Origin of the sequence: Kribbella rubisoli, assembly GCF_004217145.1 — a bacterium.
Taxonomy (GTDB): Bacteria; Actinomycetota; Actinomycetes; order Propionibacteriales; family Kribbellaceae; genus Kribbella; species Kribbella rubisoli.
Window position 1 is genome coordinate 2,202,808 of the sequence record NZ_SHKR01000011.1, and the last position, 13,383, is coordinate 2,216,190.

Consider the following 13,383-nt stretch of genomic DNA (forward strand, 5'->3'; position numbering starts at 1 on the left):
ACGCCGACTTGGGAGGGGCCTCAGATGCGCTACATGATGATTTTCAAGGCGAGCGAGGAGTCCGAAGCGGGTGGGCTGCCGAGCGAGGAGAGCCTGACCGCGATGGGTCTGGTGATGGCGGAGATGGCCGAGAAGGGCGTGCTGCTCGCGGGTGACGGGCTACTGCCGAGCTCGATGGGCTTCCGGCTCGGGTTCGACGACGAGAAGGAGCGCCGGGTGATCGACGGCCCGTTCGCCGAGACCAAGGAGCTGATCGCCGGGTTCTGCCTGATCGAGGTGGCGTCTCGCGAGGAGGCGATCGAGTGGGGCTGGCGCTGCGTGGCAGCCGACGGCCGCACCGACGGCGAGCTGGAGATCCGTCCGGTCCCGACCGCCGAGTTCTTCGGTGACAACTACACCAGCGAAGCGCGCAACCGTAACGACATCACTTTCCAGAAGGCCGCCGAGAACCTTCAGAACAGCAATACCTGACGGATCGACGTGCCGGCGGCCAGGTCGTCGAAGGCCTCATTGAGGTCGTCGAGCCCGACCGTCGCGGTCAGCAGCCGGTCGACAGGGAGTCGGCCGGCTCGGTACAGGGCGACGTACCGCGGGATGTCGCGGGACGGGATCGACGATCCCAGGTACGAGCCCTTCACCGTCCGCTCCTCCGCGACGAGGCTGACCGCCGGAACGCTGAACGCCTGCGACGGATGCGGTAGGCCGACCGTGACGGTGGTCCCGCCGCGTCTCGTGGCGGCGTACGCCTGTTCGAGCACCTTCGCGCTGCCCACGGTCTCGAAGGCGTAGTCGGCACCGCCTGAGGTCGCCGCACGCACCTGGTCGACCCCGTCAGCGGCGTCTAGTGCGTAGGTCGCGCCCAGCTCCAGCGCCAACTCCAGCTTGCTGGGTACGACGTCCACCGCAACGATCGGGTGTGCTCCGACGAGGACGGCGCCGAGCAACGCGGACAGGCCGACGCCACCGAGACCGAAGATGGCGGCACTGCGACCAGCACGGACCTGGGCTGTGTTCACCACGGCGCCGACGCCGGTCATCACCGCGCAGCCGAACAGGGCGGCGATCTCGGGCGGGAGAGACGGGTCGATCTTCACCGCCGAGTGAGCCGAGATCACGGCATGGTCCGCAAAACCGGACACACCCAAATGGTGATGTACGTCGGTCAGGCGGCGGGTGCCCGACAGGAGAGTGCCGGCGGTGTTGGCCGTTGCGCCGGGCTCGCACAACGCCGGTCGGCCCTCCGCGCACGGCCCGCAGGTGCCGCAGGACGGGACGAAGGCGCAGACCACCACGTCGCCCGGCGCGAAGTCGGCGGCCTCCGAGGCAACGACCTCGCCGGCGGCTTCGTGGCCGATCAGCATCGGCATCACCCGCGGGCGCGAGCCGTCGATCACTGAGAGGTCCGAGTGACACAGGCCGGCCGCGCGGATCCGGACAAGCAGCTCGCCGGGCCCCGGCGGCGCGAGCTCCACCTCTTCGATCCGCAGCGGACGCGACGCGGCGTACGGCGCCGGCAGGCCCATCTCCCGCAGTACGGCGCCGCGCACGATCATCCAGTGATCCCTTCGAGCGCGGAGCGGATGAGATCCGGGACCGGCACCGGGCGGCGATCCTCGCGCGTCACGAAGACGTGCACGAACCGCCCGGTGGCGGCCGGCTCGTCCGATCCCTCACGGAACAAGGCGATCTCGTACCGCACGCTGGAATTGCCGAGCTGACCACACCGCAACGCCGCATCCACGACGCCGGGGAACTCGAGCGGTTGCTTGAACGTGCACTGCGAGTCCACGCAGAGCCCGATCACGTCACCGCCGTGAATGTCCAGACCGCCCGACCGGATCAGGAAGTCGTTGATCACGGTGTCGAAGAAGCTGTAGTACACGACGTTGTTGACGTGCCCGTAGACGTCGTTGTCCTTCCACCGCAGCGTGATCGCGAGGTGGTGCGGATACGCGCTGCGGTCCATCCGTCAGGGCTTGCGGCCGACTCCGACCCACAGGCTGCACATGATGTCGGTGAACTCGCCCTTGTCGACCAGGCGCTGGGTCTCGTCGTCCGGGTACCACCGGAACGGCGACACGACGCCGGGCTCGACCAGCTCGGTGCCCTCGAAGAAACGGGTGACCTCTTCCTTCGAGCGGACCTGCGCGTCACCGCCGTCGGCCTTGTAGACCACCATCGCCCGCTCCCACAGCTCCGGCGCGAAGTCCGGGGTGCAGTGCGAGAAGATCAGCAGCGATCCCGGCGCGAGCGGCTCGACGAGCTGGCGGACCAGGTCGTACGGCTTCAGCGCGTCGGGCAGGTAGTGGAAGACACCGACGATGCTGAGCGCGACCGGCTTGCTGAAGTCGATCAGCTCCTTGACCTCGTCGGACTGCAGGATCGCCTGCGGGTCGGTGACGTCGGCCTCGAGGTACGCCGTCTTGCCTTCCGGCTTGCTGACCAGCAGCGCGCGGGAGTGCGCGAGCACGATCGGGTCGTTGTCGGCGTACACCACGTGCGCCGAGGGAGCGATCTCCTGGACGACCTCGTGCAGGTTCGGGCTGGTCGGGATACCGGTCCCGACGTCGAGGAACTGGGTGATGCCCTGCTCGGCGGCGTACTTCGCCGCGCGGTGCATCCACATCCGGTTCGAGAGGGCGGCGGTGCGGAAACCGGGGAACGCCTGGAGCAGGTGCTCGGCGGCCTGCCGGTCGATCGCGAAGTTGTCCTTCCCGCCCAGGAAGTAGTCGTACACCCGAGCGCCGTGCGGCCGGTCGAGCTTCAGCTGCTCGTACATCCGCGGGTCGACGTCGGCATCCTGCGATTCAGCCATGAAATTCCCATCCGCGCAGCGCTCAGAACTGAAGAGCCATCGTAGCCGGTACACGACGGACCGTGACACCGGCAGAACGACCCTATCGCTCCGAAGTCCCTTTGCCACCAGCTCCGGCGCGTCCGCGAATGGCCTTTACACAGGATTGAATCCAGCCATGCGTTTCGTCCTGATTCCGGGTGCCGCCTCGTCGTCCTGGCACTGGCATCCGGTGACCGCCGAGCTCCGTGCGCGCGGGCACGAGGTGATCCCGGTAGACCTGCCCTGTGACGATCCGTCGGCAGGATTGGCGGAGTACGTCGACACCGTTGTCACCGTGGCATCCGAGGCGGATGTGGTGGTCGCGCATTCGCTCGGCGGGTTCACCGGCGCGGTCGTGTGCGACCGGATTCCGGTGCGCGAGTTCGTGCTCGTCGCCGGCATGGTTCCGCTGCCTGGCGAACGGATCAGCGAGTGGTGGGGGAACACCGACTACGAGTCGGTCGAGGGTGAGGTCGACACGTTCTTCCACGACCTGCCTGCGGAGCTCGCAGGCGAGGCCCACAGACAGTTGCGGTCGCAGTCCGACAGGCCCATGAACGATCCGTGTGCGATCGAGAGCTGGCCGGCCGTGCCGACTCGAGCGGTGATCGCGACGGGGGATCTGCTGTTTCCGCCCGACTTCCTGCGGCGGGTCACGCAGGAGCGGCTCGGGTTTCTACCGGACGAGGTGCCTGGAGGCCATTTTCCGATGCTTGGTCAGCCCGTTGCCGTGGTGGACTATCTCTTAACGTGAGGGGGCTTCATGAGTGATGTGGTGCAGGGGCGGCAGACCGCGGCGTACGACGGGGAGGTGGTTGTTTTCCTGATCGGGATGCGGGTGAACTCGGTGTTCAAGGTGCGGGAGTGGTTGCCGGTGGCGAAGGCGATGGGGCCGATGCTGCGGGAGTTGATGAAGGACAAAGAGAGCGGGCTGCTCGGGTTCCGGACGCTGCCGACCTGGCGTGGGGTCACGTTGATTCAGTACTGGGAGTCGGTCGAGAAGCTGCAGGCGTTCGCCGGGGACACCGGGCGGACGCACCGGCCGGCGTGGGTCGAGTACTTCCGCAAATCGTTCAAGGGTGGCGCGGTCGGCATCTGGCACGAGACGTACGTCGTACCAGCCGGCCACACCGAAACCATCTACGGCAACATGCCGCTGCTCGGTCTCGGCCGGGTCAAGGGTGTTCAGCCGGTCAACCAGCGCACCGACACCGCAGCCCAGCGCCTGCACCAAACCGAATAGCTCAGTCCTGCCAGAGCCCGACGCGGTTGCCGTCCGGATCCAGGATCACAGCCATCCGGCCCAGCCCCGGCACGGTCCACGGCGGCGTCGAGACGGTCGCGCCGAGCGCCTCCGCCCGGACCAGCGTCAGCTCGACGTCCGGCACCGAGAAGTACGTCGTGATGCCCGCCGCCCGGGTCGCATCCGCGGACCCGATGCCGCCCGGCAGCGTGCTGGGCCCGGGCTCGACCAAGGCATAGTCGAGTTCTTCCACCAGCCGCAGGCGCCAGCCGAACAGCTCGGAGTAGAAGGCGCGGGACGCCGGGGCGTCCGACGCGGTGATGTCGATCCACGCAGGGTGCTTGTCGCTCATACCCAGTACGTCGAAGCGAGACGGCCGGGCTCGACATGTCGTGCGGTTACAGTGCAGGCGTGCGGTTTCTCCGGGATTTGTGGACGTTGCTGCAGCGTCGCGATTTCCGGCGGCTGTTCGCGGTGCGGCTCACGTCGCAGTTCGGCGACGGGGTGTTCCAGGTGGCGCTGGCGTCGTACGTGTTGTTCTCGCCGGAGCGGGCGCCTGACGCGGCAGCAATCGCCGGGTTGTTCGCGGTCGCGCTGCTGCCGTACTCGGTCCTCGGCCCGTTCACCGGCGTACTCCTGGACCGGTGGTCGCGCCGGCAGATCCTGTTCGCCGCAAACCTGACCCGCGCCGTGCTTGTGATCGGGGTCGGAGCGATCGTCGCGGCCGACAACGCCGGCGTGCTGTTCTATGTCGCCGTGCTGCTGACGCTCGGCGTCAACCGCTTCCTCCTGTCCGGGCTGTCGGCGGGTCTCCCGCACGTTGTCGAGCGCGACGAGCTGGTGATGGCCAACGCAGTCACCCCGACCAGCGGTACGGCGTTCTTCCTGATCGGCGGCGGTGTCGGCGCCGGCGTGAAGCTGCTCGTCGACTCCGACCTGACCGTCCTCGGGCTGACCGTCGTCATCTACACGGCCGCTGCATTCCTCGCCCTCCGGCTGCGGCGCGACCAACTCGGACCGGACCTGAACGGCGACGAGCCCAGCATCGGCGAGGCGCTCCGGACCATCGCGGCCGGCCTGATCGACGGCGGAAGGCACCTCAGGTCACGCCCGCAACCAGCGCTCGGACTGGCCGCGATAGGTTCGCTCCGGTTCTTCTTCGGGCTGATGACGGTCGCGATGATCCTGCTGTACCGCAACTACTTCTACGGACCCGGTCAGCTGGATCAAGCGTTCGGTGCACTGGCGATCGCGACGGGTGCGGTCGGAGCCGGGCTGTTCGTCGCCGCGCTCGTCACGCCGTGGGGCACTCGCGTGATGTTGCTGCGGCAGTGGATCACCTGGCTGTTCGTGGGTGCGGCCGTCGTGAGCGCCGTACCGATCGGGTTCTACACCAAGCCGGCGCTGGTGGCCGGTGGGTTCCTCACCGGGTTCTGCGCGCAGGGCATCAAGATCAGCGTCGACACCCTCGTGCAGACGGGTGTCGACGACGTGTACCGCGGACGGGTGTTCTCGCTCTACGACATGATCTTCAATGTCGGGCAGGTCTCCGCGGCCGCACTCGGCGCGGCGATCCTGCCCGACAGCGGGAAGTCCTACGCCGTACTGGCGCTCATCGTGGTCGGCTTCGCCGTGACCGCCGTGGTGTACGGGCGGCTCAGCTCACGTGCCGCGCAGCGCGGTGATCGGCTGGATGGCGGAGGCCTTCCAGGCGGGATACGTGCCGGCGACCAGACCGATGAACGCACCCAGCAGGGGTGAACCGAACGCCAACCGGTTGTCGAGGATCGGTGTCCAGTCCCGGATCCACGACACGCTCACGGTGAGGATCACGCCCACCGCCGTACCGAGCAGGCCGCCGAGGAATCCGACGATCACGCTCTCGACCAGGAACTGAACGGCGATATGTCTTCGCGCCGCGCCCAAGGCTCTTCGCAGGCCGATCTCCGAGGTGCGTTCCAGGACTGACAGCAGCGTGACGTTCGCGATGCCGAGACCGCCGACCAGGAGTGCGACCGCACCGAGCAGCAGGAACAGCGCGTTCAGGTCGGACTCGACTCCCTTGCGTACGGCGCCTTGCTTGGGCGGAGCGTCGACGCGCAAGGTGCTCGGGTTGTTCGGCTCGATCGCGATCGGTGCCTGCTCCGCGATCAGTTGCGCGGCGCCGACCGCCGTACGGATCTCGACCGCGTCGGGCGACTCGAGGTCGTACGCCGTGCGGGCCGCGCCGTTCGGCATGATCACCGCGTCGTTGAGTTCGGCCCGGCCGCTGACCGACTCGAGGATGCCGATCACCGTGTACGGCTCGTCGCCGATGAACACCGCGGGCTGCGAGTCGACCCGGTTGATCCCGAGGCGCTCGGCAGCATGCTTGCCGAGGACAACCACTTTGTCGGCACGCTGGTCGTGGCCCTGGTCGAAGAAGCGGCCCGTCTGAAGGGTCGCGCGTACGGCGTCCCACAGGCCGGCGGACCCGGCCATCACCTGAAGTGCCTTGCCGGCACCGTTGTCCAGGCCGGTGACGTTCTGGACCAGGTCGTCGCCGATCTCCAGGTTGCTGACGGTCCCGACCGCTTCGACGCCGTTCAGCCGTTTGATCCGGTCGGGCGCATCCCACGGCAACTGCGTCGCAGCTTCCCCTTCCTGCCCGCCTTTGTCGTCCGGCTGTACGACGACCCGCGTCGCCGCAGCAAGGTCGAACCGCTGCGTGATCTGCCCTGCGGCCGTCTGCCCCAGCCCGACCGTCCCCACCAACGCGGCAACACCGAGCACGGTGCCCAGCGTGGTGAGGATCAGCCGGGTAGGACGGGCCGCAACCCCGGCCAACGCTTCGTCGAGGAGATCTCGTACGGCGGGACGAGATCTCAGTCGCCGGCGCCGCCGGGACGTGGACGGCCCGCCGGCGGGATCCGGGGGGCCTGCTTGGGTTACCACTGGAGGGTTCCGTCGACGATGCGGACCTGGCGCTGGGCCCGGCGGCTGACCTGGGCGTCGTGGGTGATGACAGCCAGCGTCATGCCCTCGGAATGCAGTTCGTCGAACACTTGCAGGATCGCCTCCGCGTTGGCGCTGTCGAGGTTGCCGGTCGGTTCATCTGCGAGCAGGAGGCTTGGCTCCGCGACCAGGGCCCGCGCGATCGCGACCCGCTGGCGTTCACCACCGGAGAGCGTGGTCGGCGCGAAATCCATCCGATGCGACAGCCCGACCCGCTCGAGCGCTACCCGGGCACGGGCCAGTCGCTCCCGGCGCGGCACACCGACGTACACCATCGAGAGCGCGACGTTCTCCAGTACGGTCCGGTGGTCGAGCAGATGGAACGACTGGAACACGAACCCGATCCGCTCCCCGCGCAGTACGGCGCGACGCCGCTCACGCAGGCTCATCGTGTCGACACCGTCGAGCCGATAGACCCCACCCGTTGGGTTGTCCAACAATCCGAGCAGATGCAGCAACGTCGACTTCCCCGACCCGGACGGCCCGACGATCGACAGGTACTCGCCCTGCCCGATGGTCAGGTCGACCCCGTTGATCGCCCGTACCTCGGGCGGTCCCTCGAAGAACCGCCGTACGCCGATCATCTCGACGACCGGCGCCGGTAGCGCAACAGCAGTGGCGGTCATTTGCCCACCACCACCTGATCGCCGTCGGACAACTTCGCGTCGCCCTTGGGCGTGACCTGCGCGAACCCGTCCGCGGACAGCCCGACCGTGACCGGCACCAGTTCGACCTGACCGTTCCGCAGTACTTCGACGCGCGAGCTGCCGTCGGACCCGGACGACAACGCCGCCAGCGGTACGGCGAGAACCTTGCCGCTGGTGCTTTTCACCGGGATCGTCACCCGCACGTTCGCTTCCCGCAGCAGCGCCAACTGGCTCGCGGTCAACGCGTTCGGCGCGACCACGACGTCGTACGTGCTGCCGTTCTTCGCGACCCGGCGGACCTTCGCCGCGATCGCCGTAGCGTCGAGATCGAGCGACGCGACCATGCCGGCCTTCAACCGCTGCGCCGTCTCGGCGTCGACCTTGAGCGTCACGACCAGGGACGAACCGCTGGCCGACATCACCACGCCGTTCACCGTGCCGCCGCGCTCGACCTTCACGTCGTCGACCCGGCGCGGCAGCGTCTTCACGTAGACCACCTCGGACACCGGCAGCGGCGTACCGGCCTTGAACTTGGCCTCGCTCTCCGCATCCTCGGCGTCCGCGAGGTTCTCCTCCGCGTCGTCCACAGCGCCCTGCTGCACCGACGTGTCCTTCGCCTTGGCCGCCTTCGCCGCCTTCAGCTGGGACTGCGCCTGCCGGAGCTGGTTCTTCGCAGCGTCGACCTGCTTCTTCGCCTGGTCGACAGCCTGCGTCAACCGCTCCTCCGGCTCCGGGGCGTCGTACCCGGCCTTCTCGTAGAGCTCCTCGACCGCGGCCGAGGTGTCGAGCGTGTACTCGTCGTCGACGGTCCCAGGGTCGAACCCGAGCCGGTCGAGCGTCTCCTCCAGCTGCTGTACGTCGGGCCCCTTGCTCCCGGGCGACAGCGTCCGATACATCGGCAGTACGCCGGCCAGCCCGATCACGGGTCGTCCGGTGATCTCGAGCAGCGCCTTGCCCTCGGTGAGCGTCGACCCGACCGCCGGCACCTTCCCGGTCACGATCGCGGGCGTGCTGAGCCCGCTCGTCTCGACCCGGATGTTCACCGCGCCGTCGAACGAGGCATCACCGCGGCCCACCACCTTGCTCGACAGCGCCTTCTTCGCCACCGGCACGGTGATCTGGGAGGCCTTCGGCGGCGCGGTCTTCGCGGCCGCGTCCTCCGGCGAGCTGATCCGGCTACCCGCGGCCACGCCGACGCCGAGCGAGACCACGGCCACCCCGGCCACGCTGACGAGGACCCGGCGGCGGGATCTGGGCGAAGCGGTCACCGGTTCGCCATCTCGTCGCGGTACGCCTCGAGCTCGGTCTTGTGCTGGTCGACGAACTCCTTCTCGGCGTCGTACTGCACCTTCTTGTACGCGTCGTCGTACCCCTTGGCCTTGCACTTCTGGTCCGCCACCGCGAGGTCGATCTCGAACTTGCGGAGTTCGGTCAGCTTGGCCGCGTCGACCTTGTCGAACGACGGCGGACCGGTGATCGTCTTCGCCGGACCGCCCTTGGCCGGCGGCGTGTTCCCGGTCAGCGCGTCCAGCTTCGTCTGCACCTGGGTGCGCGGATCGTCGACCTTCTTGAACCCGGAATGCCCGGCGTCGGCCATGCAGTCGGACCAGGCGCTGGTCGCGTCGACGACCCGCTGGTCGGCGTCGATCCGCTTCTGCAGCGCCTGGATGTCCTTGAACAGGCTGTCGAACTTCTTGAAGTTCGCCGCCCGGTCCTCACCCTTGCCGTAGACCTGCTCGATCGCCTTGCCCCGGCAACCCAGGTCCTGCTTGCCGCTGTCGGACGGGCCGCCGCCGCTGCCCTGGATCACCACGGCGCCGCTCCCGTTCGCGTTCGGTCCGTTCAGCGCCTTGTCGTACGCCTTCTGCGCGGCCGGCGACAGCGCGCTGCGGATCTTGGTGTTCGGGTTCGTTTCGTCGTCGCCGGCCTTGGACCAGTCGATCGTGCTGATGCCGTACCCGTACTGCTGGGCGAACTTGTCCGGCGGCAGGTTGAACGCGTCGGTGAACTTGCTCTTGGCGTTCTGCTCCGGCGGTACGGCGACGTAGTCGAAACCGGCCGTCTTCATGCACGCGGCGGTGGCGTCCTCGACCTTGCGCTGCTTGGCCAGCTCCTCCTCGCTCGGCTGCTGCGCACCACCGGCCCGCACCGCAAGCCGGATCCCGCTACCGCCGGACGAACTGACGAACCCCTCGCCCATGTACTCCGCGAGCGGGCTCTTGTCGCTGTTCTGGTCGCCGGACGCGACCGGCGCCTTGTCGTTCCCGCAGCCGGCCACCGCGAGGATGGCCAGCAAGGCTAGCGCGGATGCAGTTCGTGAGGTCTTCATGGCGGTCGAGCGTGCCGTCGCGGCAATGAAGAACCTGTGAAGGACCGGTATGCACCCGATGCTCTCAGCCGATCTTCATCGGATTCTCATCAATCTCGGGGACATTGAGGACTATGCCAGCGCGGATCTTGGTCGCCGAAGACGACCTGAAGCAGGCGGAGCTGATCCGGCGGTATCTCGAGCGGGAGGGGCACCTGACCGTCGTCGTGCACGACGGCCGGGCCGCGATCGACGAGGCCCGCCGGCGCAGCCCGGACCTGCTGGTGCTCGACGTGATGATGCCGAAGGTCGACGGTCTCGACGTCTGCCGGGTCCTGCGTGCGGACGGACCGGGCGATTCCGGGGTGCCGATCATCATGCTGACCGCTCGTTCCACCGAGGACGATCTGCTGCTCGGGCTCGACCTCGGCGCGGACGACTACCTGACCAAGCCGTACAACCCGCGCGAGCTCGTCGCCCGGGTGCGGACCGTACTGCGGCGGACCCGCGTGCGCGCCGAAGGGGAGGTGTACCGCGTCGGCGAGCTGGAGATCGACCCGAGCCGGCACGAGGTCCGGCTGGCCGGGCAGCCGATCGAGCTGACGCCGGCGGAGTTCAAGATCCTTGCCTGCCTCGCCGCATCGCCGGGGCGGGCGTTCTCGCGGCAGCAGTTGCTCGAGCATGCCTTCGGGTTCGACCACTACGTGTTCGACCGGACCGTCGACGTACACGTCATGAATCTGCGGAAGAAGATCGAGCCGTCCGCGGTTCCGACGTACCTGAAGACCGTGTACGGCGTGGGCTACAAGCTGGCCGACAAGGTGGTCAGCCATGCGTCGTAGTGTGCTCGTCCGGTTTCTCGGACTGTCGCTCGCGGTCGCGCTCGGCGCGGTGATCGCGACCGCGCTGATCGCGACGTACAGCACGTCGGAGAAGTTGCAGGGCGAGATCGACGCGAACACCGGGCAACTCCAGGTCGACGGCGAGATCTACGGGCAGCTGTCGAAGTACGCCGCGGACCACCCGACCTGGTCGGGTGTGGACAAGCTCGTGCACGAGTTGGGCGACAAGCTCGGTCGCCGGGTCGCGGTCACCACCGACGACGGCTCGGTGATCGCGGACTCGGCCAGGATGCTCGGCGCCGCGCCCGCGCTCCCCTCGGTGCCAGCGGCAACCATCGACGCACGGAACTCCGGCGTCTCGAAGCTGTCCGCGATCTCGGGTGCCGCGGCGTACTCGGCCCGCAAGACCGTTGCCTCCGGCCTCTCCGGGTTCGTCGCGACGGCCTCGGTCGCCCCGCCGTTCGTGGCCTACCCCGACTGGGGCATGACGGAGCAGGAGAAACAGCAACAGGAGCGGCTGGCCCAGCAGGCGGTGGCGTGCTGGAACGCGAAGGGCAAGGCTGCATCGATCAGGCAGACGGGGAGCGTCCCGCAGGTCGTGATCGAATCGACCCAGTCGCTCGCCGGGGTCCGCGTGCTGGAGAAGCCGGGCGCCGCCGCGAACGACACCTGCTCCCCGCCCGGGCTCAACGCCCCGAGCGCCAAGGCCAAGATCGTGAACGACGACGAGATCCGGCGCGCGAGAGCATGTCTCGACGCGGCGGGCATCCTGTACCAGGTCAACGACTTCGAAGGGCTGAAGTCGGTCGAGCCCCAGACCAAGGGCGAGGTCCCGGCCGCGTTCGACGACTGCACGACGCAGGCGCGCATCCAGGCGTTGACGCCGTACGTCGCTCCGCCGGCGAAGCTGTATCTGGGCGCGAAGAGCACGTTCAACGTGTTCTCCGGCGAGGGGCTCTTGCGTACGGCGGCGACCGCGCTCGGCGTACTGCTGATCGCAGCGCTGGTGATGATCTTCGCTGGCCGTCGCCTGGTTCGGCCGATCGTGGCGCTGACGGGTGCGGCGCAGCGGATGCGGAACGGGGATCATGCGGCCCGCGTACCGGTGAGCGGGAAGGACGAGGTCGCTCGCCTCGGACACGCGTTCAACGACATGGCCGAGTCCATTCAGCGGCACGATTTCCAGCGGAAGGCGATGGTGAGCGACGTCGCGCATGAGTTGCGAACGCCGCTGGCCAACATCAAGGGGTATCTGGTCGCGTCCGAGGATGGGGTGGTGCCGCTCGACAGCGAGCTCGTCACGTCGTTGCTGGAGGAGACAGAGCTGCTTGAGCACCTGGTCGCGGACCTCCAGGACCTCGCGCTGGCAGACGCCGGCATGCTCCGCCTGCATCCGGCTCCCCGCGACCTCACCGAACTCGCACAGCAAGTCGTCGCCGCACACCGCCCGACTGCCGACGCAGCCGACGTCGCCGTCACCGCTGTCGGTGAGACCTCCCCAGCGGTGGTCGACAGCGCACGCATTCGTCAGGCGCTGGGCAACCTGGTCTCGAACGCTATCCGCTACACGCCGGCGGGCGGCAACGTGATGGTCGGCGTACGACGGGTTGGCGACGGCTACAACTTGAGCGTCACCGACAACGGCAGCGGGATCGCCGAGGAGCACCTGCCGTACGTGTTCGATCGCTTCTACCGCGCCGAGCACTCTCGCAGTCGGAGTACTGGTGGAAGTGGGCTCGGGCTCGCCATCACCAAACACCTGGCCGAGGCACACGGCGGCAAGATCACAGTCACCAGCCGCCTGGGGTCCGGGTCCACCTTCACGGTCTGGCTCCCTGCGGCTGCCACACTGTCGGGGTGACACAGCCTCCGTACCCGTCCGGACCCCAGAACAGTGGCTCGCAGCAACAGCCCCCACCCGGCACCCCTGCCGGACCGGGCGGACCGGCGTGGGACGGACGGGGGTATGCGCCCGGTTTCGAGCCGCGTGGGCCGAAGCGGTCGCGGACGAGCCTGTACGTCGTCATCGCGGCAGCCGGGATCATCGTCTTCCTCGGCGTCGTCGCGCTGCTGCTTCCGGGCCTCATGGGCGGCGACGACGACCAGGGCAGCGGCCCGACCGCGCCGTCACCCGCGGCGGCTCGACCGACCGGCTCACCGCAGCCGACCGCCCAGGCCTCGGAGACGCCCGGCGGGCCGCGCCTGACCGAGGCCACGACGCTCGCCACCAGGTTCCTCGCGTACCTCAACGCGAACGACCAGGCGCACGCAACAACGCTCGCCTGCGCGGACAGCAAGAACCTGCTGGCCGGCCAACTGATCGTCACGATCGATCCGCCGACCAAGCTGGCGGTGAGCGGACCCGCCGCCTCGGTGAGCAGCTACTACCCGCGGATCTCGGTCCCCTTCTCCGGCACCACGAAGGGCAGCGTCCCGCTGACGGGTACCGTCGACATCATGGACCAGCCGACCCGGCCGCTCTGCGTTCGCCTGACGTCGGTCGCGCACTGATC

15 protein-coding genes are annotated in these 13,383 nt (G+C 68.4%); 7 read left to right on the forward strand and 8 right to left on the reverse strand.

Going from position 1 to position 13,383, the window contains the following annotated elements; genetic code table 11:
- Nucleotides 1-33 precede the first annotated feature (33 nt).
- Nucleotides 34-471 (forward strand): YciI family protein, encoded by a 438-nt coding sequence (locus tag EV645_RS13630; protein WP_242000369.1) that lies wholly within the window; start codon nt 34-36, stop codon nt 469-471.
- Here EV645_RS13630 and EV645_RS13635 read toward each other — a convergent pair.
- From EV645_RS13635 to EV645_RS13645, 3 genes are read right to left on the reverse strand one after another with little or no spacing between them, the layout of a single operon-like run.
- Entirely contained in the window at nt 453-1,553 is a 1,101-nt protein-coding gene (locus tag EV645_RS13635) for a zinc-dependent alcohol dehydrogenase family protein (RefSeq protein ID WP_130443217.1), read from the reverse strand. The genes EV645_RS13630 and EV645_RS13635 overlap by 19 nt on opposite strands.
- Nucleotides 1,550-1,966 (reverse strand): acyl-CoA thioesterase, encoded by a 417-nt coding sequence (locus EV645_RS13640; protein ID WP_130443219.1) that lies wholly within the window; start codon nt 1,964-1,966, stop codon nt 1,550-1,552. The genes EV645_RS13635 and EV645_RS13640 overlap by 4 nt, the downstream gene beginning before the upstream one ends.
- Nucleotides 1,967-1,969: 3 nt before the next feature.
- Complete coding sequence (locus EV645_RS13645; protein ID WP_242000370.1) at nt 1,970-2,815, reverse strand: SAM-dependent methyltransferase; 846 nt, start codon at nt 2,813-2,815, stop codon at nt 1,970-1,972.
- Between the two features lie 157 nt (nt 2,816-2,972).
- Here EV645_RS13645 and EV645_RS13650 point away from each other — a divergent pair, with 157 nt between their 5' ends.
- Nucleotides 2,973-3,590 carry an alpha/beta fold hydrolase gene (locus tag EV645_RS13650; protein WP_130443221.1) on the forward strand — a complete coding sequence of 206 codons (618 nt, stop codon included), beginning with the start codon at nt 2,973-2,975 and terminating at the stop codon, nt 3,588-3,590.
- Between the two features lie 9 nt (nt 3,591-3,599).
- Entirely contained in the window at nt 3,600-4,079 is a 480-nt protein-coding gene (locus EV645_RS13655) for a DUF4188 domain-containing protein (protein ID WP_130443223.1), read from the forward strand.
- A 1-nt stretch (nt 4,080) separates the two neighbouring features.
- On the opposite strand, the gene EV645_RS13660 is transcribed toward EV645_RS13655, so the two are convergent.
- Entirely contained in the window at nt 4,081-4,431 is a 351-nt protein-coding gene (locus EV645_RS13660; RefSeq protein WP_130443225.1) for a VOC family protein, read from the reverse strand.
- A 59-nt stretch (nt 4,432-4,490) separates the two neighbouring features.
- Here EV645_RS13660 and EV645_RS13665 point away from each other — a divergent pair, with 59 nt between their 5' ends.
- On the forward strand, nt 4,491-5,840 hold the full coding sequence (locus tag EV645_RS13665; protein WP_130443227.1) for an MFS transporter: 1,350 nt from the start codon (nt 4,491-4,493) through the stop codon (nt 5,838-5,840).
- On the opposite strand, the gene EV645_RS13670 is transcribed toward EV645_RS13665, so the two are convergent.
- The 4 genes from EV645_RS13670 to EV645_RS13685 are packed head-to-tail and all read right to left on the reverse strand — an operon-like array spanning nt 5,742 to nt 10,049.
- Nucleotides 5,742-7,013: an ABC transporter permease gene (locus EV645_RS13670; RefSeq protein WP_242000371.1), complete on the reverse strand. Its 1,272-nt coding sequence runs from the start codon at nt 7,011-7,013 to the stop codon at nt 5,742-5,744. The two genes, EV645_RS13665 and EV645_RS13670, sit on opposite strands and share 99 nt — an antisense overlap.
- On the reverse strand, nt 7,007-7,699 hold the full coding sequence (locus EV645_RS13675) for an ABC transporter ATP-binding protein (protein ID WP_130443229.1): 693 nt from the start codon (nt 7,697-7,699) through the stop codon (nt 7,007-7,009). The genes EV645_RS13670 and EV645_RS13675 overlap by 7 nt, the downstream gene beginning before the upstream one ends.
- Nucleotides 7,696-8,988: a peptidoglycan-binding protein gene (locus EV645_RS13680; protein WP_130443231.1), complete on the reverse strand. Its 1,293-nt coding sequence runs from the start codon at nt 8,986-8,988 to the stop codon at nt 7,696-7,698. The genes EV645_RS13675 and EV645_RS13680 overlap by 4 nt, the downstream gene beginning before the upstream one ends.
- On the reverse strand, nt 8,985-10,049 hold the full coding sequence (locus EV645_RS13685; RefSeq protein WP_130443233.1) for a hypothetical protein: 1,065 nt from the start codon (nt 10,047-10,049) through the stop codon (nt 8,985-8,987). The genes EV645_RS13680 and EV645_RS13685 overlap by 4 nt, the downstream gene beginning before the upstream one ends.
- A 113-nt stretch (nt 10,050-10,162) precedes the next feature.
- Between EV645_RS13685 and EV645_RS13690 the strand changes: the two genes are divergently transcribed.
- The 3 genes from EV645_RS13690 to EV645_RS13700 are packed head-to-tail and all read left to right on the forward strand — an operon-like array spanning nt 10,163 to nt 13,381.
- Nucleotides 10,163-10,870, forward strand: coding sequence for a response regulator transcription factor (locus tag EV645_RS13690; protein WP_130443235.1), 708 nt, complete (start codon nt 10,163-10,165; stop codon nt 10,868-10,870).
- Nucleotides 10,860-12,731: a sensor histidine kinase gene (locus EV645_RS13695; protein ID WP_130443237.1), complete on the forward strand. Its 1,872-nt coding sequence runs from the start codon at nt 10,860-10,862 to the stop codon at nt 12,729-12,731. Before EV645_RS13690 ends, EV645_RS13695 begins: the two co-directional genes overlap by 11 nt.
- Entirely contained in the window at nt 12,728-13,381 is a 654-nt protein-coding gene (locus EV645_RS13700; protein WP_130443239.1) for a hypothetical protein, read from the forward strand. Before EV645_RS13695 ends, EV645_RS13700 begins: the two co-directional genes overlap by 4 nt.
- The last annotated feature ends 2 nt before the right edge of the window (nt 13,382-13,383 follow it).

What these genes read in the sequence shown, in the direction of transcription:
- EV645_RS13695 (WP_130443237.1), top strand. Translation starts at nt 10,860, where the DNA reads ATGCGTCGTAGTGTGCTCGTCCGGTTTCTCGGACTGTCGCTCGCGGTC.
- EV645_RS13685 (WP_130443233.1), bottom strand. Translation starts at nt 10,049, where the DNA reads ATGAAGACCTCACGAACTGCATCCGCGCTAGCCTTGCTGGCCATCCTC.
- EV645_RS13650 (WP_130443221.1), top strand. Translation starts at nt 2,973, where the DNA reads ATGCGTTTCGTCCTGATTCCGGGTGCCGCCTCGTCGTCCTGGCACTGG.
- EV645_RS13635 (WP_130443217.1), bottom strand. Translation starts at nt 1,553, where the DNA reads ATGATCGTGCGCGGCGCCGTACTGCGGGAGATGGGCCTGCCGGCGCCG.
- EV645_RS13690 (WP_130443235.1), top strand. Translation starts at nt 10,163, where the DNA reads ATGCCAGCGCGGATCTTGGTCGCCGAAGACGACCTGAAGCAGGCGGAG.
- EV645_RS13645 (WP_242000370.1), bottom strand. Translation starts at nt 2,815, where the DNA reads ATGGCTGAATCGCAGGATGCCGACGTCGACCCGCGGATGTACGAGCAG.
- EV645_RS13660 (WP_130443225.1), bottom strand. Translation starts at nt 4,431, where the DNA reads ATGAGCGACAAGCACCCTGCGTGGATCGACATCACCGCGTCGGACGCC.
- EV645_RS13630 (WP_242000369.1), top strand. Translation starts at nt 34, where the DNA reads ATGATGATTTTCAAGGCGAGCGAGGAGTCCGAAGCGGGTGGGCTGCCG.
- EV645_RS13640 (WP_130443219.1), bottom strand. Translation starts at nt 1,966, where the DNA reads ATGGACCGCAGCGCGTATCCGCACCACCTCGCGATCACGCTGCGGTGG.
- EV645_RS13655 (WP_130443223.1), top strand. Translation starts at nt 3,600, where the DNA reads ATGAGTGATGTGGTGCAGGGGCGGCAGACCGCGGCGTACGACGGGGAG.
- EV645_RS13675 (WP_130443229.1), bottom strand. Translation starts at nt 7,699, where the DNA reads ATGACCGCCACTGCTGTTGCGCTACCGGCGCCGGTCGTCGAGATGATC.